Annotated in this window: 22 protein-coding genes; 4 read left to right on the plus strand and 18 right to left on the minus strand. The window is 69.1% G+C overall.

What is annotated here, in order from left to right; translation table 11 throughout:
* Positions 1 to 3: 3 nt before the first annotated feature.
* Positions 4 to 1,248 carry a glycosyltransferase family 4 protein gene (locus RCP38_RS12800; protein WP_308473322.1) on the plus strand — a complete coding sequence of 415 codons (1,245 nt, stop codon included), beginning with the start codon at positions 4 to 6 and terminating at the stop codon, positions 1,246 to 1,248.
* A gap of 14 nt (positions 1,249 to 1,262) precedes the next feature.
* Here the strand turns inward: RCP38_RS12800 and RCP38_RS12805 are convergent, their stop codons facing one another.
* From RCP38_RS12805 to RCP38_RS12825, 5 genes are all read right to left on the minus strand, one after another.
* Complete coding sequence (locus tag RCP38_RS12805) at positions 1,263 to 1,751, minus strand: TspO/MBR family protein (protein WP_308473323.1); 489 nt, start codon at positions 1,749 to 1,751, stop codon at positions 1,263 to 1,265.
* Between the two features lie 106 nt (positions 1,752 to 1,857).
* Positions 1,858 to 3,201, minus strand: a complete 1,344-nt coding sequence (locus RCP38_RS12810) for a cryptochrome/photolyase family protein (protein WP_308473324.1) — start codon at positions 3,199 to 3,201, stop codon at positions 1,858 to 1,860.
* 22 nt (positions 3,202 to 3,223) lie between these two features.
* Positions 3,224 to 3,610 (minus strand): PPOX class F420-dependent oxidoreductase, encoded by a 387-nt coding sequence (locus RCP38_RS12815; protein ID WP_308473325.1) that lies wholly within the window; start codon positions 3,608 to 3,610, stop codon positions 3,224 to 3,226.
* Positions 3,607 to 4,749 (minus strand): FAD-dependent oxidoreductase, encoded by a 1,143-nt coding sequence (locus tag RCP38_RS12820; RefSeq protein ID WP_308473326.1) that lies wholly within the window; start codon positions 4,747 to 4,749, stop codon positions 3,607 to 3,609. The genes RCP38_RS12815 and RCP38_RS12820 overlap by 4 nt, the downstream gene beginning before the upstream one ends.
* Before the next feature lie 9 nt (positions 4,750 to 4,758).
* Positions 4,759 to 5,499, minus strand: a complete 741-nt coding sequence (locus tag RCP38_RS12825; RefSeq protein WP_308473327.1) for an acyltransferase — start codon at positions 5,497 to 5,499, stop codon at positions 4,759 to 4,761.
* Positions 5,500 to 5,589: 90 nt separating this feature from the next.
* On the opposite strand from RCP38_RS12825, the gene RCP38_RS12830 reads away from it, so the two are divergent.
* Positions 5,590 to 6,888 (plus strand): outer membrane protein assembly factor BamB, encoded by a 1,299-nt coding sequence (locus RCP38_RS12830; protein WP_308473328.1) that lies wholly within the window; start codon positions 5,590 to 5,592, stop codon positions 6,886 to 6,888.
* Positions 6,889 to 6,902: 14 nt separating this feature from the next.
* On the opposite strand, the gene RCP38_RS12835 is transcribed toward RCP38_RS12830, so the two are convergent.
* The 11 genes from RCP38_RS12835 to ctaD all read right to left on the minus strand — a co-directional run bounded on the left by RCP38_RS12835 (position 6,903) and on the right by ctaD (position 18,997).
* A complete protein-coding gene (locus RCP38_RS12835; RefSeq protein WP_308473329.1) occupies positions 6,903 to 7,601 on the minus strand; it encodes an esterase in 699 nt (232 codons plus the stop codon).
* Between the two features lie 76 nt (positions 7,602 to 7,677).
* Positions 7,678 to 8,910 (minus strand): THUMP-like domain-containing protein, encoded by a 1,233-nt coding sequence (locus tag RCP38_RS12840; RefSeq protein ID WP_308477262.1) that lies wholly within the window; start codon positions 8,908 to 8,910, stop codon positions 7,678 to 7,680.
* Positions 8,868 to 9,836 carry a class I SAM-dependent methyltransferase gene (locus tag RCP38_RS12845; RefSeq protein WP_308473330.1) on the minus strand — a complete coding sequence of 323 codons (969 nt, stop codon included), beginning with the start codon at positions 9,834 to 9,836 and terminating at the stop codon, positions 8,868 to 8,870. Before RCP38_RS12845 ends, RCP38_RS12840 begins: the two co-directional genes overlap by 43 nt.
* Positions 9,837 to 9,920: 84 nt before the next feature.
* Positions 9,921 to 10,982, minus strand: a complete 1,062-nt coding sequence (locus RCP38_RS12850; protein WP_308473331.1) for a histidine phosphatase family protein — start codon at positions 10,980 to 10,982, stop codon at positions 9,921 to 9,923.
* A gap of 140 nt (positions 10,983 to 11,122) precedes the next feature.
* Complete coding sequence (locus tag RCP38_RS12855; protein WP_308473332.1) at positions 11,123 to 12,211, minus strand: histidine phosphatase family protein; 1,089 nt, start codon at positions 12,209 to 12,211, stop codon at positions 11,123 to 11,125.
* A 128-nt stretch (positions 12,212 to 12,339) separates the two neighbouring features.
* A complete protein-coding gene (locus tag RCP38_RS12860; RefSeq protein WP_308473333.1) occupies positions 12,340 to 13,368 on the minus strand; it encodes a histidine phosphatase family protein in 1,029 nt (342 codons plus the stop codon).
* 109 nt (positions 13,369 to 13,477) lie between these two features.
* Positions 13,478 to 14,224 (minus strand): enoyl-CoA hydratase, encoded by a 747-nt coding sequence (locus tag RCP38_RS12865; RefSeq protein ID WP_308473334.1) that lies wholly within the window; start codon positions 14,222 to 14,224, stop codon positions 13,478 to 13,480.
* Entirely contained in the window at positions 14,221 to 15,039 is an 819-nt protein-coding gene (locus RCP38_RS12870; protein WP_308473335.1) for an NUDIX hydrolase, read from the minus strand. Before RCP38_RS12870 ends, RCP38_RS12865 begins: the two co-directional genes overlap by 4 nt.
* Positions 15,036 to 15,890: an ABC transporter ATP-binding protein gene (locus RCP38_RS12875; RefSeq protein WP_308473336.1), complete on the minus strand. Its 855-nt coding sequence runs from the start codon at positions 15,888 to 15,890 to the stop codon at positions 15,036 to 15,038. Before RCP38_RS12875 ends, RCP38_RS12870 begins: the two co-directional genes overlap by 4 nt.
* Positions 15,891 to 15,987: 97 nt before the next feature.
* Complete coding sequence (gene serB, locus RCP38_RS12880; protein WP_308473337.1) at positions 15,988 to 17,220, minus strand: phosphoserine phosphatase SerB; 1,233 nt, start codon at positions 17,218 to 17,220, stop codon at positions 15,988 to 15,990.
* 52 nt (positions 17,221 to 17,272) lie between these two features.
* The gene (ctaD, locus tag RCP38_RS12885; protein ID WP_308477263.1) at positions 17,273 to 18,997 is read right to left on the minus strand and encodes an aa3-type cytochrome oxidase subunit I; all 1,725 of its coding nucleotides are present in this window, start codon (positions 18,995 to 18,997) and stop codon (positions 17,273 to 17,275) included.
* A 139-nt stretch (positions 18,998 to 19,136) separates the two neighbouring features.
* On the opposite strand from ctaD, the gene RCP38_RS12890 reads away from it, so the two are divergent.
* Positions 19,137 to 20,222, plus strand: a complete 1,086-nt coding sequence (locus RCP38_RS12890) for an iron-siderophore ABC transporter substrate-binding protein (RefSeq protein WP_373692355.1) — start codon at positions 19,137 to 19,139, stop codon at positions 20,220 to 20,222.
* Here RCP38_RS12890 and RCP38_RS12895 read toward each other — a convergent pair.
* The gene (locus RCP38_RS12895; RefSeq protein ID WP_308473338.1) at positions 20,215 to 22,086 is read right to left on the minus strand and encodes a hypothetical protein; all 1,872 of its coding nucleotides are present in this window, start codon (positions 22,084 to 22,086) and stop codon (positions 20,215 to 20,217) included. The two genes, RCP38_RS12890 and RCP38_RS12895, sit on opposite strands and share 8 nt — an antisense overlap.
* Positions 22,087 to 22,244: 158 nt before the next feature.
* Here RCP38_RS12895 and RCP38_RS12900 point away from each other — a divergent pair, with 158 nt between their 5' ends.
* The gene (locus RCP38_RS12900; protein ID WP_308473339.1) at positions 22,245 to 23,297 is read left to right on the plus strand and encodes an NAD(P)-dependent alcohol dehydrogenase; all 1,053 of its coding nucleotides are present in this window, start codon (positions 22,245 to 22,247) and stop codon (positions 23,295 to 23,297) included.
* Positions 23,298 to 23,313: 16 nt separating this feature from the next.
* Here RCP38_RS12900 and RCP38_RS12905 read toward each other — a convergent pair whose 3' ends face one another.
* The gene (locus RCP38_RS12905; RefSeq protein ID WP_308473340.1) at positions 23,314 to 24,564 is read right to left on the minus strand and encodes a CynX/NimT family MFS transporter; all 1,251 of its coding nucleotides are present in this window, start codon (positions 24,562 to 24,564) and stop codon (positions 23,314 to 23,316) included.
* Positions 24,565 to 24,603: the final 39 nt, after the last annotated feature.

Here is a 24,603-nt window from a genome sequence, read left to right on the forward strand (position 1 = left end):
CGCGTGAAAATCCTGATGGTGTCGTGGGAGTACCCACCGGTGGTGATCGGCGGGTTGGGTCGCCATGTCCATCACCTGTCGACCGCACTGGCCGCCGCCGGACACGATGTCGTCGTGCTGTGCCGCCGCCCCTACGGCACGGACCCGAGCACCCACCCGTCGTCCGACGAGATCAGCGAGGGTGTGCGGGTGGTCGCCGCGGCCCAGGACCCGCACGAGTTCTCCTTCGGTGAGGACATGATGGCCTGGACACTGGCGATGGGCCATTCCATGGTCCGGGCCGGATTGTCGTTGAAGACCGACGGCGGGCAGAGCCTGTGGCGCCCCGACCTGGTGCACGCCCACGACTGGCTGGTGGCACACCCCGCCATCGCGTTGGCCGAATTCTATGATGTGCCTTTGGTTTCCACGATCCATGCGACCGAGGCCGGACGCCATTCCGGCTGGGTGTCGGGACCGTTGAGCCGCCAGGTGCATGCTGTGGAATCCTGGCTGGTCCGGGAATCGGACTCGCTGATCACCTGCTCGGCGTCCATGCGCGACGAGATCACCGACCTGTTCGGTCCAGGATTGTCCGAGACCACCGTCATCCGCAACGGAATCGACGCCGCGCGTTGGCCGTTCGCCCGCCGGAAGCCGCGTAAGGGAGCACCGGAACTGCTGTTCGTCGGACGTCTCGAATACGAGAAGGGCGTGCACGACATCATCGCCGCTCTGCCGAAGATCCGGCGCGCCCACCCCGGGACCACGCTGACCGTCGCCGGCGACGGAACCCAGCAGGACTGGCTTCTCGAGTGCGCCCGAAAGAGCAAGGTGCTCAAGGCGACCCGGTTCATCGGCCGGGTCGATCACGACGAACTGTTGGCTCTGCTGCACCGGGCCGACGCGGCGGTGCTGCCCAGCCACTACGAACCGTTCGGCCTGGCGGCCCTGGAGGCGGCCGCTGCCGGCACCCCCCTGGTGGTCTCCAACGTCGGTGGGCTCGGCGAAGCGGTGATCAACGGTGAGACCGGTATGTCCTGCCCGCCGCGCGATGTGCCCGCGCTGGCCACCGCGGTCTGCGACGTTCTCCAGGATCCGGCGGCCGCCCAGCGTCGCGCCGAGGCCGCCCGCGAACGGCTCAGCTCCGACTTCGACTGGCACACCGTCGCCGACGAGACCGCCCAGGTCTATCTCGCGGCCAAGCGTCGGCTCCGCGAGCCCCAGCCGCGCCGACCCATCGTCGAACACGCGCTGCCGGACCGCTAGCCGCTACGGCGAGCTCAGCCGCGACGGTTCAGCACCGCGATATGGCCCGATAGGACCGTGGCGAAGGCACACCACAGCGGATACGGCGCCAGTGCCGCCGCCCGGGGACCGCGCGCTCGGGTGGCGCGCCGGACCAAGTCGGCTCCGCTGGCCGTCAACACGGCACTGAGCACCGTCGCCGCGCCGAACCGACGCTGGTTGAAGAACAGCCACGACCAACCGGCGTTGAGCACCAGGTTGACCGCCAGCGCACGTTGGTAGGCCCGCCGCTGGTCCGCTGCACCGGCCTCATTCAGCCCGTCGATTGCGGACGCGGAGACCACCGCGATGTCGGCGTACAGCGCCGGCCAGACGATGGGAAAGACCCGGGCCGGGGGTTGGTAGGCGGGCTTGCGCAGTCGGGCATACCAATCGGATTGCACCGCCGGTCCGGTCGCCAGGCCACCGACGGCCGACGTCGCGGCAACCGAGGCGAGCGTGGTGAGCAGCGTGGAGATCCGCATGGTGGGTGGCCTTTCGACGTCGGGTTGGGAACGGGCGCGGTGCACATCCGATACCGCCGTATACCCGTTTCGGCGCGGTTCACCGCATGATCGGCGTCACGGTTGCTCACCCCGCCGGGGCCGCGCTGATCATGCGGTAACGCCGAAGCGCTTCGAGCCGTTCCCGGGCGTGGTCGACGATCGGCGCGGGATAGCCGCCGGGCCGCGGCCCTTTCACCAGGTGGGCATCGTCGGTATCGGCCAGTTCCGGAACCCAACGGCGGACGTATGCACCGTCGGGATCGAACTTCTTGCCCTGGGTGCTCGGGTTGAACACCCGAAAATAGGGTGCGGCGTCGGTGCCACTGCCGGCGCACCACTGCCACCCGTGCTGATTGCTGGCCAGGTCCGCGTCGACCAGTTGCTCGAGGAACCACCGGGCGCCCCACTGCCAGGGCAGGTGCAGGTCTTTGACCAGAAACGAGGCCGCCAACATCCGGACCCGGTTGTGCATGAATCCGGTGTGCAGCAGTTGGCGCATGCCCGCATCCACCATCGGGTAGCCGGTACGGCCCTGCTGCCAGGCCGCGAACCGGCGGCATGCGTCCTCGTCGCGGTCGGTCTCGATGCCGTCGAAGACGCCGTTCCAGTTCTGCCAGGCACTGCGCGGCCAGTGATGCAGCACGGCGGCGTAGAAGTCCCGGAATGCCAGCTCGCGCAGATACGCCTGGTGTCCCTCGCGGCGCAGATCGAGATCGGCGGCCATGGTGCGGGGATGGATGGTCCCGAACTTCAGATGCGCCGACATTTTGGAGCCACCGTCGAGATCCGGGCGGTCGCGGTTACGCGCATAGTCGTCGAGACCGCCGTCGACGAACTGCGTCCAGCTGCGGGTCGCCGCCGTCTCGCCCGCGGCGAACCCCGGTTCGATCGGCGGGTTGGGGATCGCCACCCGGTCGGGGAACCCCCGGGGATCGACCCAGCGCACCGCGTCCGGCCGCGACGGGGCCGGCGATCGCCAACCCGTGTCGCGCCAGCGGCGATAGAACGGGGTGAACACTCGATAGAAGGTGCCGTCGTCCTTCCTGACCCGGCCGGGTGAGACCAGGTACGGCGATCCGGCGGCCAGCAGCGGCACCTCGCCCAGCGCGGTCGCCACGCGGGCATCCCGTCGGCGTCCGAACGGGGCGAAGTCTTCGCTGACGTGTACCGCCGAGGCGCCGATGTGGGCCACGAGCTGCGGGATGCGCTCCTCGGGGCGTCCGCGGGTCACCAGCAGCCGTCCGTCGAGGCGGTCGTGCAGTTCCCGCAGTGCCGCACTCAGATACGCCATCCTGCGCGGGCCCGCGGACGCTTCCAGCCGCGGATCCAGCACGAAGCAGGCCAGCACCTCACCGCCGTCGGCGGCGGCCGGCACCGTCGGCAGGTCGCGCAGGCGCAGATCGCGGCGGAACCACAGCACCGAGGGCATCTGCCCAGTCTGCCCGTCCGCCTCAACCGGCGGGGGTGATCTCCAGACCGATGTGGACCTTGTCGATACCGCCGCGCACGAGCGAATGCGGGACGAACCACCAGGCGTGCCACCAGTACCGCTTGACGACGGCGTCGTAGACACGCCGGGTCTCGGATTTGGGCAGTACTCGGGCCACGGCCTCGACGGGTTCACCCTTGGGTTTGCCCAGTACGCCGCATTTTCCGATGGTGACTCGCGGAGTGTTGTTGATCCGCTTGGTCTTCCACGATCCGTCATCGGTGATGATGAGCAGCCGGCCGTCGACGGGCACCCCCCAGACCGGGGTCGGTTTGGGCCTGCCGTCCTTGGTGAAGGTGGTCAGCAGCAGATACTTCTCGCGGTACACGTCCGAGAATGTCGGCGTCATGACTCGAGTCTGACAGCTCCCAGCGGATCGTTGCGACGAACGCCGCGATAGATGCCGCGCCGCACGATCCACGGATACAGCACCCGGTCGACGGACCACGCCGGGAAGCGGAACGCCCGCCCCGACGGGGCGAACACCTCCAGGCCCTCGGGCTGCGGTCCCAGCACCGAACCCCAGCGTCGGGTGTGCGGCCGGTAGTGGCGCAACGGCCGGCCGTTCAGCGCGGCGCGCACGTTACGCGCGAGCAAACCGTCGGCGCGGTTACGGGCCGAGCTGCGCAGCGGATCGGTTGCCGCGACGTCACCGATGGCGAACACCCGTGGGTGCCCCGGCACCCGCAGGTCCGGCTGCACCCGCACGAATCCGTCGTCGTCGAGCAGCCCGGCCGGCAACCAGCCGGTATTGGGCCGCACCCGGCCGATCGCCCACAGCACCGCATCCGCCGACGCCGGTGGTTGTCCGGTGCTCCAGTGCACCGGCCCGGCGGTGATGCGGTCGCAGTCGAAGCCGGCGGGGATCACCGCGCGGTGTTCGGGGTGCAGCACCACTCCGGCGTCGGTCAGCCGGCGGGCGACGGTGTCCCAGACCCGCCGGTGGTGTTCGCGCAGCGCCCGCTGCCCGGGAAAGTACAGGTTGACGGGCTTGCCGGGCCAGGTGCGGGCGATGTTGGCCGCACTGCTGACCGCGGCGGCGCCGCCGCCGATGATGCACACCGATTCCGCCGATTGCAGCCGGGCGTGCGCGTCGGTCAGTTCGGCGGCCACGTCACCGGCCGACTGGGTGGTGGCACGACGCCAGAACCCGTTGCTGACCCCGGTCGCGATCACCAGCGCGTCGTAGGGCTCCACCCGACGGGAGCCGTCGGCGCACACGACCGAGACCTCGCGGGCCTCGAAATCGACCCCGGATACCGCGCCGTGCACGGTGCGCACCCCGTCCAGGCGGCCGAGGCGGTCGAACGGCAGCCAGTACTCCCTGGCCCACCGTTCGGGGCGAGACAACCGCAGCCCGAGTTCTTGGCCGCTGACCAGCGCGGGTTTGACCGAGATTCCGACCACCTCGGCGTGCCCGGCCAACCGGATGGCGGTCAGTACGCCGCTGTCGCCCAGGCCTGCGATGACCACGCGCGGCCGCGTCACCGACACCACTCAGCCCTGAGCGGCCTTCTTGCGCTCGATATCGGCCAGCGCGGCCGCCAATTCGGCCCGCTCGGCGGCGGTGGTCTCCCAGGCCAGTTTGCGGTTCTTGACCACCTTCGCCGGTGCACCGACCGCGATCGAATAGTCGGGGATGACGCCCTTGACCACCGCGTGGGCGCCCAGGACGCAGCCGCGGCCGATGCTGGTGTCGCGCAGGATGGTGACCTTGGTCGCGACCCAGGTGTCGGGTCCGATCCGGACCGGGCTCTTGATGATGCCCTGGTCTTTGATCGGATAGGTGATGTCGTCCATCTTGTGGTCGAAGTCGCAGACGTAGCACCAGTCGGCCATCAGCACCGAATCGCCGAGTTCGATGTCGAGGTAGGTGTTGATGACGTTGTCGCGCCCCAGCACCACCTTGTCGCCGAACCGCAGTGATCCCTCGTGCGCCCGGATGGTGTTCTTGTCGCCGATGTGCACCCAGCGGCCGATCTCCATGTAGGACATCTCCGGGGTGGCCTGGATCTCCACGTCCTTGCCCAGGAACACCATGCCGCGGGTGACGATGTGCGGGTTGGCCAGTTTGAACTTCAGCAGTCGCCAGTAGCGCACCAGGTACCACGGGGTGTAGGCCTTATTGGCCAGCACCCATCGCAGCGAGGCCAGCGTGAGGAACTTGGCCTGGCGCGGGTCGCGCAGCCGCGAACCCCGCCAGCGTTTGTGGATCGGAGCACCCCACATCGTCGTCATGGCCGGAAAGCCTACGCGAGCGGTCTCCGGGCACGCGCTACCCTCACCTGGATTGTTCACACACCCGGCCGAGGATTGGGGATTGCCACTGTGTTGCGGCGACGTGGTGCCCTGGCCGGACTCGCACTGGCGGTGACGGCCGTGCTGCTGGGCGGCTGCGCCAACACCGACTCGTGCGTCGATGCCGCCCCGGCGCCGGGCTGGCCCGCCCAGTACGCCGACGCCGCCAACAGCAGTCACACCGCGACCTCCGGCGCCACCGACCTGCAATTGGACTGGATTCGCTCGGTCAAGGGCGAGTTGGGGGCGCAGCCCGCCCTGGGTGTGCACGGCTGGATGGTGCTCAACGCCGCGACGGACGACGGCTGCTCGCTGATGCAGTGGGAGAACGCCGACCGTGGCCGGCAGCGCTGGTGCACCCGCCTGCATCAGGGCGGCGAGTTCTTCGGACCGCTCATCGACGGTTTCGACAACGTCTACGTCGGGCAGCCCGGTGCGATGCTGTCGTTCCCGCCGACGCAGTGGATCCGGTGGCGGGCACCGGTGATCGGAATGCCGTCGACTCCCCGGATCCTCGGCGACGGCCTGCTGCTGGTGGTCACCCATCTGGGGCAGGTGCTGATCTTCGACGCCCACCGCGGCACCGTCACCGGCACCCCGTTGGATCTGGTGGACGGCGTCGATCCGACCGACTTCCAGCGCGGACTGTCCGACTGCGCACCGGCCCGCCCGGACTGCCCGGTGGCCTCTGCGCCCGCGTTCTCCGCGGCGAGTAACACCGTGGTGGTGAGCCTGTGGCAGCCGGGAGCCAAGGAATCCGGCCTGGTGGGACTCAGATACCACCCGGGGGGCACACCGCTGCTCACCCAGGAATGGGCCAGCGACGCCGTCGCGGCCGGTGTGCTGGCCAGCCCGGTGTTGTCCGCCGATGGGTCGACGGTCTACGTCAACGGGCGCGACCAGCGCCTGTGGGCGCTCGATGCCTCCGACGGCAGCGCGAAATGGTCGGTGCCGTTGAAGTTCCTGGCCCAGACCCCGCCCGCGGTGACGCCCGACGGATTGATCGTCTCCGGTGGCGGCCCCGACACCGAGCTGGTCGCGTTCCGCGATCGGGGCGACGCCGCCGAAGAGGTATGGCGGCGTGAGGACACCGCGCCGTTGTCCGCGTCGAGTCTGGCGGGCAAGGTCGGCTACACGGTCGTGTCGGGCACCAGCCTGGGCCCGGCCGGCCTGTCGCTGATGGTGTTCGACCCGGCCGACGGCCGCACCGTCAACAGCTACCCGTTGCCCGAGGCCCGCGGTTTCCCGCTCGGGGTGTCGGTCGGCAACGACCGGCGGGTGGTGGTCGCCACCAGCGCGGGCCAGGTGTTCAGCTTCGCCCCGGCCTGACCTGGCGACCGGATCTAGACGGCCAGCGGCGGGATCGCGGCGCGCGGCACCTTCACCGAGGTGGCGCCGGAGCTCATCGGCAGCAGTTCACCGGGGGCGAAGTAGAAGATCACGTCCTCGTTGGTGATGGCGAAGTTCTGGTAGTGCGTCGGATCCATGCCCGAGCCCGACGAGATCAGGAACGCCGGCACTCCGGTCTGGCGCTCCAGGTCGCGCTGCACGAGCGGAAAGATCGCCTCCAGCGGCTTGCTGTTGGGCGCGAACAGTGTCTCGAAGGTGATCGGCTTGCGGGTCGCCAGGTCGTAGTTGAACGACTGATACCAGGTGGACGGTTGCGGCCCGCCGAGATCCTGGAAGATCTTCAGCACGACGCTCTGGGTGCCCTTGGGGGCTTGACCGGAGCGGTGCTGCTCGGAGGTGGCGTCCATTTCGTAGGGCATGTCCCGCGACCCCGGCGACTTGGCCACGGTCAAGAACCCGTCGCGGTTCTGCACCAGGTAGTCGGTGAGGGTCTGCTGGTCGGGATAGTCGACCGGGAATCTCATGTCGAGGGTGTAGCTGGCGTTCGAGGCATGCACGTGGCACTGGCCGGATTCGATCGAGCCGCCCAGTTCGGCGCAGGGCGAGGTCGCACCCGCCGAGGGCGCACCCGTCACACCCAACCAACTGCCCACTACCCCACCCGTCAGCAGGGCGGCCACCAGAATGCGCATCGTCGGTTCGTCTCGCTTTGTCTCGCCTTGCCGCAGCAAGAGGAATGGGCCGGAAGCCGATAGCCTACCGGGCCGCTCAGCGCGACGGACGACAGACGAACGCAATCGCGCGCGCCGCCGGCCCCGTCCCGATCCGGGTGATCACGACCGACAGGGGCACCGATCCGCGTAGCCGCAACCGGCGGCGCAGTCCGTCCGGATCGGCCTGCACATCGCGCACGCCGCGCACCAGGATCTCCAGTGCCCCGCAGTCGTGGGCCGTCAACGCCTGACGAAGACGCTTCTCGCTGTAGGCCAGCGTCTCCAGTACCTCGAATCCGCGGACACCGTCCGGCAATTCGTCGCCGGAGAGGTAGGCGATGTCGGGGTCGAGCTGCCACAATCCGTGCCGCGCACCGTAGTGGCGGACCAGACCGGCCCGCACCACCGCTCCGTCCGGGTCGACGATCCAGCGACCCGCCGGACGCACCTCGCAGTCGTCGGGGTCGGCGTCGGTGATCTGCTCGTCACGGTCGAGGATCGTGGCCCGGCGGCGCACCCCGGGTCCGGCCAACCCGGGTGACCACAGGCAGGCCTCGCGCACCGAGGCACGCCAGGAGACGATCTCGATCTCGCCGCGGAAACCGAGCATCTCGATCTTGTCGAAATCGATTCCGGGAGCGGCTTTTACGGCGAAATCACGGTCGGAGTACACCTCGAACAGCCGATCCAGTGCGGGCTGGTAGTCAGCCGGGTCGAAGCGCCGCCGCCCGCCGCTTCGCCGGCCCGGGTCGGCCAGCACCACGGTTCCCCGACTGACCGGCGCCAGGGCATCGGCGCGCAGCACGGCCGTCCCGGGCAGGTTGTGGCGCGCCATCGCCAACCGCACCGGGTCGAGATCGCTGCCGAGGATGCGGTCGGTCAGCTCCGACAGCACCGCCAGTTCGGTGCCGATCGAGCAGGTCACGTCGTGGACGGCGGCGCCCGACGCGGCCGCGACCAATCGTCGGGCCCGGTGCCGTGCCACCGGCGCCGCGCTGGCCTGTTGCAGCGCCTCGTCGGTGAACAGCCACTGCGCCGTCTCCGGCAGTTCGGTCAGCTTCGCCGTCGCGCGTCGGCGCAGCAGCACGGTCTCGACCAGGGCAGGTGCCCGCTGCCCGAAACGACCGCGCAGTTCGGCGACGTCGGCGACCCGGGTGGCCTCGGTCAAGGCGAATCCGGCGGCCTCGGCCAGTGCGGCGACGCCGCCTGCCGAACGCAGGTAGCCGACGTCGTCGGGGCTGAACTCTAGGACGGTTTGACCCCGGTGATCATCACGTTGTAGAACCAGCCCTTGGGGACCACTCGGCTGAGCACGTTGGCGTCCAGCCAGCTCAGGGTGGTCCAGCCGCCGAAGGCGAACTTCGCCCACTTCCAGCCGAGCTTGCCCGGGGGCACCGTGGACTCGAAGGTACGCACCGGCCAGCCGAGCATGGCGGCGGTGAACTCTTCGCTGGCGGTACGCACCTCGATCGCGCCGGCGTTGGTCGCCATCCGTTCCAGGTCACTGGGCTCGAAGGTGTGCAGGTCGACGATCCATTCCAGGGCCGCCGCACGCGAGTTCTCGTCGAGTTCCTCCTGCGGCCGTCGCCAGGAACCCATCCCGGGCAGCTTCATCGCGGCGACGGTGGTCTTCCAGGTCAGGTCGGCCAGCCGGCGGGCGTAGAAGTTGCCGACCGTGGTGGGCTCACCGGCGAACACGAACCGGCCACCGGGCTTGAGGACCCGCATCACTTCGCGCAGCGACAACTCGACGTCCGGGATGTGGTGCAGCACCGCGTGCCCGACCACCAGGTCGAAGGTGTTGTCCTCGTAGGGGATCCCCTCGGCGTCGGCGACCCGGCCGTCGACGTCCAAGCCCAGGTTCTTGCCGTTGCGGGTGGCGACCTTGACCATGCCCGGCGACAGGTCGGTGACCGAGCCGCGCTGAGCGACCCCGGATTGCATCAGGTTGAGCAGGAAGAACCCGGTTCCGCAGCCCAGCTCCAGCGCCCGGTCATAGGGCAGGCCGGCCCGCTCGGCTTCGGGCACGATCACGTCGAAGCGGCCGCGCGCGTAGTTGATACAGCGCTCGTCGTAGGAGATCGACCACTTCTCGTCGTACTGTTCGGCCTCCCAGTCGTGATAGAGCACCTGGGCGAGCTTGCTGTCGTGCCGAGCCGCTTCCACCTGTTCGGCGGTGGCGTGCGGGTTCGGCGTCGGGTCCGTACTGGTCATGGTGGGTCAGCCTAACGGTTCGCGCCGCTACGGCGAAGCCGGGCGTAGCGCGGGGAAACACCACGCCCGGCGGCCCCGCCCGACTCAGATCCCCAGTGCTCCGAGCAGGTCTCCCAGCGCATCGCCCGCATCCCCGCCGGCGGAGTCGGCCATCGAGCCGGTGATGGTGTCGATGACCGCCTGCGGGAACGCGGCGATCGCGTTGAACACGTCGGTGAAGCCGGTCTGCAGCGCGGTGCCGATACCGTCCGGGTCGCCGGCCTGCAGTGCCTCCCAGATATGCCAGGCGGCCACCTGCGGCGCGGAGATCAGGTCTCGCACGTCGACGAACAAGCCGGTGAGCAGGTCCGGGGTCTGCGGAACGGCCGTCCCGTCCCAGCTGACCATCGTCCAGCCGTCGGTGGGGTTGCCCTGCAGGATCGCCTGGCCCGCGTTGGGGGGCGGTCCGAGCGTTTCGAGCAGTTGCTGCACCAGCAGCGCGATCGGCGGGTTCTTGACATTCATCAGCGTCCAGATCGCGATCACCCCGCCGCTGGTGTACGCCACGTCGGCCAACGGCCCGCCGGCGTCGACGGTGTCGTGGTAGATGGCGTCCACGGCACCGCCGACCTGATCGTCGAACTGCACACCGTTGATGGACCCGAACTCCGAGACCAGGGGAAATCCGAGCACCCACGCCGCCATCGGCGCGAAATAGCCGATCTCGGTCACCAGGTCGCGGGGCTGGCCCTCGAAGATGCCGGCGCCGACCTCGTTGAGCCCGCTCAACAGCCCGACGTCCATCCCCAGTGCCGCGGCCAGCGGAGCTGCCGTCTGCTGGGTGCGGATGAGATCGGAGGCGTAGATGCCGGCGAGGCCGCCGGGGAACTCGTCCTGGATGGCGGCCGCGACGGTGTTCGCCTGCTGGACGCCGGCATCCGACAGCGGTGCGCCGGGCGGGAGTGTGCCGAGGATGTCGTTGAGGTCGTCGGTCGACTGGCCGTGCCGCACCAGGTCCAGCGTGATCTGCTCGGCACCGGCGGTGAGCCGGACCGCCCAGGCCGATCCTGCGGCGGCCGTAGCCGCCACCGGCGCGGCGGCGCCGAGGCCGCATCCGATCAGTGCGATACCGACGGCTGCCCGCGCACGGTTGACGGCTCGCTGCATGTCTATCCCCCCAGACAGAGCAGATGTGACCGTTATCACACTCTAGGCGGGGGTCGCCGGCGGGGCAATACCCACCCCGACGACGAACGCCGGGTGACGCCGGGCGCGGCGGGGACGCGCCACGCCCGGCCCCCTGCGGCTCAGCCGGCCAGGATCGCCAGCAGGTCCCCCATCGCGTCGCCCGCATCCCCACCGGCCAGATCGCCCATCGAACCGGTGATGGTGTCGATGACCGCCTGCGGGAACGCGGCGATCGCGTTGAACACGTCGGTGAAGCCGGCCTGCAGCGCGGCGCCGATCTCGTCGAGATCACCGCCCTGCAGGGCCGTCATGATGTGCCAGCCGGCCATCTGCGGCGCGGTGATCAGATCGCGGAAGTCGACGATCAGTCCGCTGAGCAGGCTCGGGGTCTCCGACACCTCTTCCCCGTTCCAGCTGACCAGCGTCCAGCCGTCGGTGGGATTGCCCTCGATCACGACCTGCCCGGTGTTGGGCAGGATGCCCGCGGTGAGCGAGGAGAAGAACAGCCCGAAATCGGGGTTCTTGACGTTCATCATCACCCAGGTGGCGATCGACAGCGCGTGCGCGAACGCCACGTTGTGCAGATCCCCGTCCTCGCCGACGTCGCCGCCGTTGGCGTAGATCTGGTCGACCGCACCGCCGAACCGGTCTTGGAACGCCATCCCGTTCGGGTCGATCGTCGAGCCCAACTGCGGCACCCAGTACTGGCCGAACATCCACGCCAGCGGCGCCACCAGGTACATCAACGCGGTCATCTGGTCCGACTGGTTGGTGCCCTCGAGGATGCCGGCATTGACCTCGTTGAGGCCCGGCAGGACCGTGACCGGGGTGTCGGGGGCGCCCGCGGCGGTCAGCCAGCCCTCGGCGGTCTCCTGGGGCCGGATGAACCCCGAGGCATAGATCCCGTTGTAGAAGTCGGGGTCTTGCAGGTGCTGGGGGTTGTCGGGGTCGGCGAGTGCGGCGGCCTGTTCCCAGCCGAGGTCGGTCAGCGGTGCGCCCGGCGGGGTCGTCCCGATGATGCCGGACACGTTGTCCTCGGATTGTCCGTGTCGCACCAGGTCGAGGACCATGTCGACGGCGGTCAACTGGATGCCGGGCAGGACCGGCGCCGGTAGCGGCGCAGCGATCGGGGCCACCGGGGTGGCCGCGAGGACACCGGCGCCGACGAGCGCGACTCCGGCGGTGACCCAGGGGCGGGTTTGGTGCATGTCCTTGACTCCTTCGGCGAGCTCCATCGTTCCGCTACGCTCCGTTGCGTAACGTATTAACTCGCTGAAAGTAACCCCGCGTATTACCTACGTCAATGCTTAACGCACCAAAAGTTCACTTATGGACGTCAGTCGCCCAGCGCCCCGGTGATGGTGTCGATGACCGCCTGCGGGAACGCGGCGAACGCGTCGACGACCTGGTTGAACCCGGTCTCCAGCGCCGCGGCGAACTCGTCCGGGTCACCGCCCTGCAGGGCCTCCAGGATGTGCCATGCCGCGATCTGCGGCGCGGTGTTCAGGTCCCGCCAATCCACGAACAGGCCGGTCAGCAGATCCGGGGTCTCGGCCACCTCTTGACCGGCCCAGCTCACCAGCGTCCAGCCGTCGGTGGGGTTGCCCTCGATGATGACCTGGCCGGTGTTCACCAGCGGGTTGTGGGTGTCCAGCAGGTTTTCCAGGACCAGTCCGAAGTCGGGGTTCTTGACGTTCATCAGGGTCCAGATCGCGATCGTTCCGGCGTGCGCGAACGCCACGTTGCTCAGCGAGTTGTCCTCGTCGGCGATGCTGTGGTTGTAGATCACATCGATCGCCTCGGTGACCCGGTCGTTGAAGGCCACCCCGTTGGGGTCGATGTCCGATCCGAGCATCGGCACCCAGTACAGACCCATCGCCCACAGGAACGTCGGCAGCGCGTAGGCGATCTCGGTCAGGGTGTCGAGGTCCTTCCCCTCGAACCACCCGGCGTTGATCTCGTTGAGCCCGGCCAGAATCTCCACATGGCTGTCCGGCGCGTCGGTGCCACCGAGCCACCCCGCTGCGGTCAGCTGCGAACGGATCAGCTCCGAGGCGTAGATGCCGTCGTAGAAGCCGGGGTCGGCAAGGTGCTGCGGGTTGTCGGGATCGGCCAGGAACGCCGCCTGCTCCGCCCCGAGTTCGGTGAGTGGAGCACCCGGCGGAAGCGTGCCCAGCACACCTTCGGCGTTGTCCGCCGACTGGCCGTGGCGGATCAGGTCGAGGGTGATGTTCTCGGCGGCGAGCATGTAGTCGATCGCCACGGCGCCGGGCATCGGCAGCACGACCGGGGAAGCCGCTACCGCACCCGCACCCAGGAGCGCGACGGCCGCGGTGGTCCAGGGACGCATAGCAAATGAATGCATGGGATCTTCCTAACGCCGAGATCGTGACGGCTTTCGCCGGTGACTGGACGTTAGCTGATAAAACCGTGAAAACAAACCGATACGTCGCCAAGTCGCCTCGGCGTGGCGGCTAGCTCCTAGCCTCCGCCGGTCCGGCACCGGCCGGGAACAACCCGCCGTAGCGGCGGTGGTCAGCAAACGCACGCTCAGCCGGCGACAGCGTCTCGACAGCGTCGATCGAGGCCTTGGCCGCGGCCATCGCCGGCACCGGCACGCCGACGAAGCGGCGCGCCCAGGTCAGGGCCGCGTCGTAGACGCCGTCGGGTGCCACCATCTCGTCGATCACACCCAGGGCGAGCGCCTCCTCGGCGTCGAAGAACCGCCCGCTGTAGGCCAGCTCCTTCGCGCGACCGGCACCGATCGTCCGGGCCAGCCTGGCCAGCCCGCCTCCGTCGGCCGCCCGGCCGGACAGGATCTCGGTGGCGCCGAATTTGACGTTGTCTCCGCTGACGCGCCAGTCCGCGGCCGTCGCCAGCGTCAACCCGCTGCCCAGCGCGTAACCGGTGATCGCGGCCACCGTCGGCTTCGCGATGGCCGCCACCGCCTGCACCGCCTCGTGCCGAACCCGGGCGAACACCTCGGCCTCGGCGGCGATCAGGGTGCCCAGTTCGGGTGCGTCGTCGCCGGCGCTGAAGATCGCATGACCGCCGTAGAGCACCACGACGGCCACGTCGTCGCGGGCGGAGACGTCGGCCGCGGCCGCGGCGATCTCCCGGTAGACCTGTCGGGTCAGCGTGTTGGTGGGCGCCCGCGACACCAGCAGGGTGGCGATCCCGGGCTCGTCGGGCGAGGTCTCAACCGTTACGAATTCGCTCATCCCGGCCACCGCTTTCCCCGTGCTGCGTTGTAACGATCGGAGTTGAAGAACTCGATCTCCCAGTTGTCGCCGCGTCGAGCCAGATCGGGTTGCACCACCACGATCTGGCGTTCGACGGCCATCACCGCGTCCACACTGCGGCCGGTGAGCGAGTCCAGTTGTGTCCAGGTCGGCGGCAGCAAGAAGGTGTGTCCGGCCGCGAACTCCTCGATCGCGGCTTCGGGCGTCTGCCACCCGGCCCGGTCGGATTCGGTGTTCTCGCCGTCCGCGCGCTGCCCGGCCGGCAGGGCGCCGACGAAGAAGTAGGTGTCATAGCGCCGGGTCCGCTCCGCCTCCGGCGTCACCCAGTTCGCCCAGGGACGCAGCAATTCGGCATGCATGGTCAGCTTCTCGGTGCGCAGGAAGTCCGCGAAGGACAGCTCACCGGCGGTCAGCGCACGCCGGGCGTCGGCGTACACCGATGCATCGCCGACGACCCGCTCCGCGTCGTCGGCGGGGCCGGCGAACAGCACCCCGGACTCCTCGAACGTCTCCCGCGCGGCGGCGCACACCAAGGCCGCGGCCAGGTCGACGTCGACCCCGAAGCGCTGCGCCCACCAGGCCGGGTCCGGGCCGTGCCAGTCGATCTCGGTGCTGCGGTCGCGGTCGTCCACGCCACCGCCGGGGAACACCATCACGCCGGCGGCGAATTCCATGGCGGCGTGGCGGCGCATCAGGAACACGTCGAGCCCGTCGCCGGCGGCGCTGCTCTCGCGCACCAACATCACCGTCGCGGCGGGTCGAGTGGGCAGCGGTGGTAGCTGCGGGTCGCTCATACGCGCCTCCGGTGGGCTGCTCGACTACGGGTCCGGCGGGCGAAGTACCGCCCGTCGATGACGTCCAATGCGATGGATTGGCCGAATGCGGCCGACAGGTTCTCCGCGGTCAGCACGTCGCCGAGCAGGCCGGCGGCCACGGTACGCCCCTCGGACAACAGCAAGCAGTGGGTGAAGCCGATCGGGATCTCCTCCACATGGTGGGTGACCAGCACCAGCGCCGGCGCATCCGGGTCGGCGGCCAGTTCCCCGAGCCGGGCCACCAGTTCCTCCCGGCCGCCCAGGTCCAGACCGGCCGCCGGCTCGTCGAGCAGCAGCAATTCCGGATCGGTCATCAGCGCACGTGCGATCAGCACCCGTTTGCGCTCACCTTCGGACAGGGTGCCGTAGGTGCGGTCGGCCAGGTGCTCGGCGCCCAGGCTCTCGAGCATGTCGAGGGCGCGATCGCGGTCGACGGCGTCGTAGGTCTCCCGCCACCGGCCCAGTACGGCGTAGCCGGCCGAGATCACCAGGTCGCTGACGGTCTCGTCGCTCGGTATCCGCTGTGCCAGCGACGACGAGCTCAGCCCGATGCGGGAGCGCAGTTCGGTGGTGTCGACCCGGCCCAGCCGCTCGCCGAGTACGTAGGCCACCCCCGACGACGGGTGCTCGGTCGCCGCGGCGATCCGCAGCAACGACGTCTTGCCGGCGCCGTTGGGGCCGATGATCACCCAGCGTTCGTCGAGTTCCACCGACCAGTCCAACGGGCCGACCAGACAGCGTCCGCCGCGAGACAGCGACACGCCCTCGAATTGGATCAGCAGATCCTGGTCGGCCCCCGGTGCAGAGGCGAGACATCCGATATCGGGCACTGCCCTATCGTGCCGTACCGCGGCCCGGCGGCGGGCCGCCGGGTGCCGTTGATCGCACCGTGTGCGTCGGCCGCCCCGGCGCGACGCCGATCCGGCCCTAGGCCGGCGGTATCTCGACCCGGCGCAACACCCCGTCGTGGGCGTCGGCGGCCTCGATCTCGGCACGCGTGACACCGAGCAGGAACAGCACGGTGTCCAGGTAGGGATGGCTCAGGGAGGCGTCCGCCACTTCACGCAGCGCCGGCTTGGCGTTGAACGCCACGCCCAGCCCCGCCGCGGAGAGCATGTCGATATCGTTGGCGCCGTCGCCGACCGCCACGGTCTGCTCCAACGGCACGCCGGCCCGGGCGGCGAACTCCCGCAGCGCCTCCGCCTTGCCCGGCCGGTCCACCACCGGACCGCGCACCCGGCCGGTGAGTTTTCCGTCGACGATCTCCAGCTCGTTGGCCGCCACGAAATCCAGCTGCAGATCCTCGGCCAGCGGCGCGATCACCTGCTGGAAGCCACCGGACACCACGCCGCACTTGAACCCCAGGCGGCGCAGCGTGCGAACCGTCGTGCGCGCACCGGGAGTCAGCTCGATCTCGGCGGCCACCTCGTCGACGACACTCGCGGGCAGGCCGGCCAGCGTGGACACCCGCTGGTGCAGCGACTCGGCGAAGTCCAGTTCGCCGCGCATCGCCGCCTCGGTGATCGCGGCGACGGCGTCACCGGCGCCGGCACGCTCGGCGAGCATCTCGATGACCTCACCCTGGATCAAGGTGGAGTCGACGTCGAACACGATCAGGCGCTTGGTGCGGCGCGACAGGCTGGCGTCCTGGAACGCCACGTCGACCTGCTGCTGCGCGGCGACCCTGCTCAGCGCGGACTGCAACCGTCCGGCCGCACCGGCGGGCACGGTCACCCGCAGTTCCAGCCCGGTCACCGGGTAGTCCGATACCCCGCGGATCATGTCGATGTTGGCGTCGATGTCGGCGATCTCGCCGGCCAGCGCCCCGAGTGCGGTCGCGGCCACCGGTCGGCCCAACACCACGATCCGGTGGGTGGAGGGCTCGGCGATGATCGGGGCACCGTCGCCGCGCTCGATCGTGACGTCCAGGCCCACCGCCTCGATCGCCGCGGTGACCTCGTCGCCGAGGCCGGTCCCGTCGGCCACCTCGGAGTCCACCGAGATCAGCACGCCCAGTGTCAGGCGTCCACGGACGACGACCTGTTCGACGTTGAGCAACTCGACCCGGTGCCGTGCCAGCACTTCGAACAGCGCCGACGTCACGCCCGGTTGATCGACACCGGTGACGGTGACCAGCACCGGCACCTTGGCTGCACTCACCTCCGGCGGGCGCCCGGTTGCACCGGGCGCCGCCTCTCCCTCGACGGGCTCATCAAGCGTTTGCGGGTTCGTACAGCTCGTCACCGGGGTGACGGCCGACGTGTGCCTCGGCGCGCAGCCGATCGATCATGTGCGGGTAGTGCAGCTCGAACGCCGGGCGCTCCGAACGGATCCGGGGCAGCTCGGTGAAGTTGTGCCGCGGCGGCGGGCAGCTGGTGGCCCACTCCAGCGAGTTGCCGTAACCCCACGGGTCGTCGACGGTGACGACCTCGCCGTACCGCCAGCTCTTGAAGACGTTCCAGGTGAAGGCGATCATCGACGAGCCGAGGATGAAGGCACCGACGGTGGAGACGATGTTGTACGAGGTGAAGTTGTCGGTGTCCAGGTAGTCGGCGTAGCGACGCGGCATACCCATGTTGCCCACCCAGTGCTGGATCAGGAACGTGGTGTGGAAGCCGATGAACGTCAGCCAGAAGTGCAGCTTGCCGAGACGTTCGTCCAGCAGTCGGCCGGTCATCTTCGGGAACCAGAAGTAGATCCCGGAGAAGGTGGCGAACACGATGGTGCCGAACAGCACGTAGTGGAAGTGCGCGATCAGGAAGTAGCTGTCGCTGACGTGGAAGTCCAGCGGCGGGCTGGCGAGCATGACGCCGGTCAGGCCGCCGGCCAGGAACGTCACGATGAAGCCGATCGCGAACAGCATCGGGGTCTCGAAGGTGAGCTGTCCCCGCCACATGGTGCCGATCCAGTTGAAGAACTTCAGACCGGTCGGGATCGCGATCATCAGGGTCAGCAGCGAGAAGAACGGCAGCAGCACCGCACCGGTGGCGAACATGTGGTGCGCCCACACCGCGGTCGACAGTGCGGCGATGCTCAGCGTCGCGTACACCAGCGTGACGTAGCCGAAGATCGGCTTGCGCGAGAACACCGGGAACACTTCGCTGACGATGCCGAAGAACGGCAGCGCGATGATGTACACCTCGGGGTGACCGAAGAACCAGAACAGGTGCTGCCACAGCAGCACGCCACCGTTGGCGGAGTCGTAGATGTGCCCGCCCAGGTGGCGGTCGACGGCCAGGCCCAACAGTGCGGCGGTCAGCAGCGGGAAGACGATCAGCACCAGGATCGACGTCACCAGGATGTTCCAGGTGAAGATCGGCATCCGGAACATGGTCATACCGGGCGCACGCATGCAGGCCACGGTGGTGATCATGTTCACCGCACCCAGGATGGTGCCCAGACCACCGACGGCCAGGCCGACGATCCACAGGTCACCACCGGCGCCCGGCGAGTGCACCGCGTCGCTCAGCGGGGTGTAGCCGGTCCAGCCGAAGTCGGCGGCGCCGCCGGGGGTGATGAAGCCGGCCAGTGCGATGGTCGCGCCGAACAGGAACAGCCAGAAGGAGAAGGCGTTCAGGCGCGGGAAGGCCACGTCCGGGGCGCCGATCTGCAGCGGCAGCACCAGGTTGGCGAATCCGAACACGATCGGGGTCGCGTAGAACAGCAGCATCACCGTGCCGTGCATGGTGAACAGCTGGTTGAACTGCTCGTTGGACAGGAACTGCAGGCCCGGCACCGCGAGTTCGGTGCGCATGAGCAGCGCGAGCAGGCCACCGATCATGAAGAAGGCCATGCAGGCTACGCAGTACATGATGCCGATCAGCTTGTGATCGGTGGTGGTGATCATCTTGTAGAGCAGGCTGCCCTTGGGGCCCATCAGCGCAGGGAAGGGCCGACTGGCCTCGAGCTCTGCGCGCGGGGGTGCTTCGGCGGTCAAGATTCCTCCAAACATGGGCATCCCTGGAAACTATGTCGAATCCTAACCCCGACTCCCCCGGCATCGGTATAGGCCTCCTACAAACTGTCGTATTCGTCTGCTCGCAGGGCGTGTTCCCGGTGGGTGTTAACGTCACCGCGTGACGAGGGCGGGCCGGTGGACGGTGTCGGTGACAGCACTTGCGGCGACCGTGCTCACGGCAGCCGGATGCGCCGGCGAGGGTGCCGAAACCGCCGCGACGTCGATGTCCACCAGTACGACGATGGTCGCCGGAGCCGGTGTGCTCGGCAACGACCGGCGGCCCGACGAGGCCTGTGCGCCGGAGCCGGCGCATCCCGATCCCGGTCCGCCGACGCGGTGGGCACACAATGCGGTCGGCGTGGAGCCGGCCACCGTCGAGGTGCCCGAGGAACCGGAGCGCATCGTGGTGCTCTCCGGCGACCAGCTCGACATGCTGTGCGCGCTGGGCCTGCAGGACCGGGTGGTGGGCGCCGCGCTGCCCGACGGGTCACCGAATCAGCCCTGGTACCTGGGTGCCGTCCTGCACGGGGTGCCGGCGGTGGGCTCGCGCAGCAACCCCGACCGGGACGCCATCGCCGAACTGCACCCGGATCTCATCCTGGGGGCGGACGGCCTGACGCCGGGATATTCGGAGTTGGCGGCGATCGCCCCGACGGTGTTCAGCGGCGTGCCGGGCGCGGCATGGCAGGACAACGCACGCGCCGTCGGTGCCGCGACCGCCCGGGACGATGCGGCCGAGGCGCTGCTGGAGAACTTCCGGGCCGAGGCCGCCGAGTCCGGCCAGACCAGTGATGCCACGCACTTCCAGGTGTCGGTGGTGCAGTTCACCGATAACGCGGTACGGGTCTACGGGGCGTCCGGATTCGCCGCCGCCGTGCTGCGGGCCGTCGGCGTGGACCGGCCGCCGCTACAGCGGTTCACCGATCAGCCCTACCTGGAGATCGCCGCTAGCGACGCCGACCTGGCCGGCCGGGCCGACTTCTCGGCGGCCGACGGCGACATCGTGTACGTGTCGTTTGATTCGCCGGCGGCCAGGGACCGGGCGGCGACGGTGTTCGACAGTGTGGCCTGGCGTCGCCTGAGCGCCAACCGGGACAGCCGGGTGTTCGTGGTCAACAACGAGATCTGGCAGAGCGGGCAGGGCCCGGTCGCCGCGCGCGGCGTCGTCGAGGATCTGCGCTGGGTGAACGCGCCGATCAACTGAGTCGGTCCGCGCCGATCAGTCGGCCCAGTTCGTCGGCTGCGAGCCGCTGCTCGGTGTCGGCTTGCTCGCGCAGCCGGCGCACTTCGGCGTCCAGTTCCGAGACGCGGTCCTGCAGGACGCCCAGTTCGCGCACCTGCCGGGCCCGCAGCTCGCCTTCGGCGCCCTCGGTGCCCAGCACCCCCAATTGGTCGGCGATGCGGCTCTGCGCGGCGTAGACCTCTTCGCGTCGGTCGCCGACCTGCGCGCACTGCGCCGCCAGGCGTCGAGCGGTGTTGCGGTGCCGCAGCACCTCGGAGAGGGCGCGCACCGTCGTCTCATCCAGGGTGCGCCCGGCCAGCCACTCCTCCAGCCGGCCCGGCTCGAGGTCGTCGTAGGAGATCTCGGACTCGACCGGCCAGGTCTCCAGGACCGTCGCCTCGGCGATCTGGCGGGCAGGGACGGTGACCGCGAACCGGGCCCACATGCCGTCACGGCCGGCGTCACCGGCGCCGTCCTCGGCGACGACGGTATGTCCGTGGTACGCGGGCAGCTCGAAGATCACCTCGACCGGATGGTCGTGGTCGTTCTCGGCATGCAGGACGTGGCGTCGCTCGGTGCGCTGCTCTTCGACGAGCACGTCGGCGGTCAACGCGATCCGGGTGGTGACCGTCCGGGTCGTCATGGCACTGCGGCAGCGCACCGCGAGGTCCTTGGCGAAGGGCAGTCGTACATCGGCACCGCGAGAAGTGAAGTCCAGCATCGCTTCTCCGGCATATCCGCCGTCCTCGTAGACGACCGCCGGCCCCTCCTCGAGCACGACACCGCTGGTGTTGGCGAACGCCAGCACCACGTCGGGGGCGGGTCCGCGGTCGTCACGCCACAGCAATTCCCTGCGCACTGCGTCGACCGGCGCCGCCGCGATCGGGATCATGGCGGCACCGCCGCGCTTCAGCGACACCGGAGTCGTTATCCGGTATTCGAAATATTCGCCGCGGTCGGAGGTTTCGACGTCCTCGACCGCGGAGTCGTAGCCGGCACCCATCGGCATGGCGTCGAGCATCGGCGTCGCCGCCTCGATCATTTTGCTGCCACGCCGCGGGCCCGCGGTGCGCGTGCTCTCCTGTACGACCACCCGCTCGACCCGCCGACTGTGATAGAGGTCGATATCGAACGAGATCGGTTGGCCGGTAGTCAAAGTCACCTCGACATCGGCCAGATCCTCATCGAGTGGATTGTGGATGATCGCCGTCGCCACGAGCGTGACCGAATCACCGTCCCGTATCACCCGGTAGGACACCCGCCACATCGGCGCGGCGACGACGTAGGACACCCGCACGTCGGCACCGGCACCGGTGATCTGCACACCGATGTCGCAGTTTCGTCCCGACGTGGCGGCGCGCGACCGGTCGATCAGGTAGTCCAGGTCGTCTTTCGATACGGGGTCCAAGACGTCGAATCCCTGCGCCGCGGCGAGATCGACCAGGTCGACCGCACCGGAATCGGTGCGCAGCACCAGCAGTCGCCGACCTGCGGGGTCGGCACTGTCGTCGAGACCGATCACCTCCCCGCGATGCGTCAGCTCACCTGCCCGCACCGCGACGGCGCGGCCCCGCAGTGCCTCGAGCAGATCCGCCAGCGCCGCGCCCGGCTCGAGCAGCAGGCTGCGATCGGCGAGTTCGGCGCGCGGGTCGGCGGGGGTATCGAACGACACCACACCGACGGAGGCTCCCCCGGCGGTGTCGACGGTCAGGGACTTGAGGACGTCTTTCATGTCGTCGCGACGGAACGTCAGGGTGAAGTCGCCGTCGACCGGGCCACGGCGGCCGACGAATGCCATGCCGTGCTTGTACAGAACGAGTTGGTCGACTTTGGGACTTCGGCTCATATCCGCGACACTAATCGGGACCCCCGACACCGCCGGGGCTTCGCGACGAACATCTGACCGGTGACCGAACTCACCGCTTTCGACGACGACCCCGGCAAACAACTTTGCTAAGCTATCTTTTTACGTTTCGACTGATATCTGAAGAGGAATCTCCACCGATGAGCACCGTTTCCGCTTATGCCGCCACCGCCCCGGACGCTCCGCTGGGCAAGACCACCATCACCCGCCGCGACCCCGGTCCGCACGACGTCGCGTTCGACATCGCCTTCGCCGGTATCTGCCACTCCGACATCCACACCGTCAAAGCCGAGTGGGGCCGTCCGCAGTACCCCCTGGTCCCCGGCCACGAGATCGCCGGCGTGGTGACGGCCGTCGGTGCCGAGGTGACGAAGTTCAAGGTGGGCGACCGGGTCGGCGTCGGCTGCTTCGTGGACTCCTGCCGCGAGTGCGCCAACTGCCGGGCCGGCGTCGAGCAGTACTGCACCGGCGGCGGGATGATCGGGACCTATGCCGGTGTCGGTCGCGACGGGCAGCCCACCCAGGGCGGCTACAGCGGCGCGATCGTCGTCGACGAGAACTACGTGCTGCGCATCCCCGACGAGATCGCGCTGGATGCCGCCGCGCCACTGCTGTGCGCCGGAGTCACCACCTATTCGCCGCTGCGGCACTGGGACGTCGGTCCCGGCAAGAAGATCGCGGTCATCGGCTTGGGCGGGCTGGGCCACATGGCCGTCAAGCTCGGGGCCGCGATGGGAGCCGAGGTGACGGTCCTGTCGCAGTCCCTGAAGAAGATGGAGGACGGCCTGCGCCTGGGCGCCTCGCATTACTACGCCACCAGCGAACGCCAGACCTTCAAGGATCTGCGCAACAACTTCGACGTCATCCTCAACACCGTCTCGGCGAGCCTGGACCTGGGCGCGTACCTGAACCTGCTCACCCTCGACGGCACCCTGGTCGAGTTGGGCATGCCCGAACACGCCCTGACGGTGCCGCCGAGCCCGCTGGTACGGATGCGCCGCAGCGTCACCGGTTCCCTGATCGGCGGCATCGCCGAGACGCAGGAGATGCTGGACTTCTGCGCCGAGCACGGTGTGCGTCCTGAGATCGAGGTCATCGAACCGGACTACATCAACACCGCCTATGACCGGGTGCTGGCCTCCGACGTGCGCTACCGGTTCGTCATCGACACCGAGTCGTTGCGCAGCAACTGATCCCGGCCCGGCCGGATCAGACGTAACGGTTGCGCCCGGCGAGTGCGCCGGTCAGGGTCTGGACCAGATACACCGCCAGCACCATCAGCCACGGCACCGTCCAGTCCCCGGTCTGGTGACGCAGCAGGCCGAACAGGAACGGGCCGATGCCGGCCAACAGGTAGCCGAAGCCCTGTGCCATCCCCGACAGCCGCACGGTGTCTTCGGCATCGCGGGCCCGTAGCGCTATCACGGTGAGCGCCAACGAGAAAACGCTCATCCCGAGGCCCACCAACACCGTCCAGAGCAGCGGCGCCGCCGCCGGGGCGATCAGCAGGCCGAGGATGCCGCTGATACCGAGTGCTCCCAAGGCGATGATCCATCCGCTCTGCGAGCCGCTGCGGGCGGCCAGCGGCGAGAGGACCAGGCTGATCGGAACCGCGATCAGGGAGATCAGCCCGAGCAGCAATCCGGCGCGGGCATCGCTCATCCCGTTGTCGATCAGCACCACGGGCAGCCAGCCCATGATGATGTAGGCCAGAAACGCCTGGGTGCCGAAGAACAATGTGACGGTCCACGCCAGCCTGCTACGCAGCAGCGAACGGCCCTTCGCCGCCGCGGGGGCTGCGGTGTGGGCCCGGCCGAGGCCACGGGCGCCCACCATCCAGGCGACCAGTGCCACCGACGCCAGCACGCTCCAGGTGCCCAATGCCGATCGCCAGCCGCCGAGGGCGTCGTCGAGCACCGGGGTGACCGCGGAACCCAGCGCCCCGCCCCCTTGCAGCGCCGCGGTGTAGACACCGGTCATCAACCCGACCCGCGCCGGGAAGGAGCCCCGGATGACGACCGGGATCAACACGTTGATCAACGCGATTCCCGCGGTCGCCACCAGCGTTCCGCCGAGCACCACCATGGGCCCGTCGCACACCCGGATCACCAGTCCCGCAATGAGAGTCAGCAACGCCGCTGAGACGGTGCGGCCCACGCCGATCCGTCGGGACAGCCACGGCGCGGCCAGTCCCGCCGCGGCGAAACACAGGCCGGGCAGAGTGGTCAGCACGCCCGCCCAGGTGTCGGAGGTACCCAGCGCCGCGCGCATCTCCGGGAGCAGCGGCCCCACGCTGGTGATCGCCGGGCGCAGGTTCAACGCGGTCAAGATCACCGCGACGGTCAGCAGTGCGCCGCCGGCGGCCATGACCGCGGGCCGGATCTCGGTGACCCCGTCGAGTTCGCGTTCCAAGTCGTGCTCGTATTCGCGCAGCGTTTCGGCACGGGCTGGGCGGGTCACCTGAAGTAGGATCGCATACATCGGATGATTGGATGAACG

The sequence above is a fragment of the Mycolicibacter sp. MU0083 genome (assembly GCF_963378075.1).
Classification (GTDB): Bacteria; Actinomycetota; Actinomycetes; order Mycobacteriales; family Mycobacteriaceae; genus Mycobacterium; species Mycobacterium kokjensenii.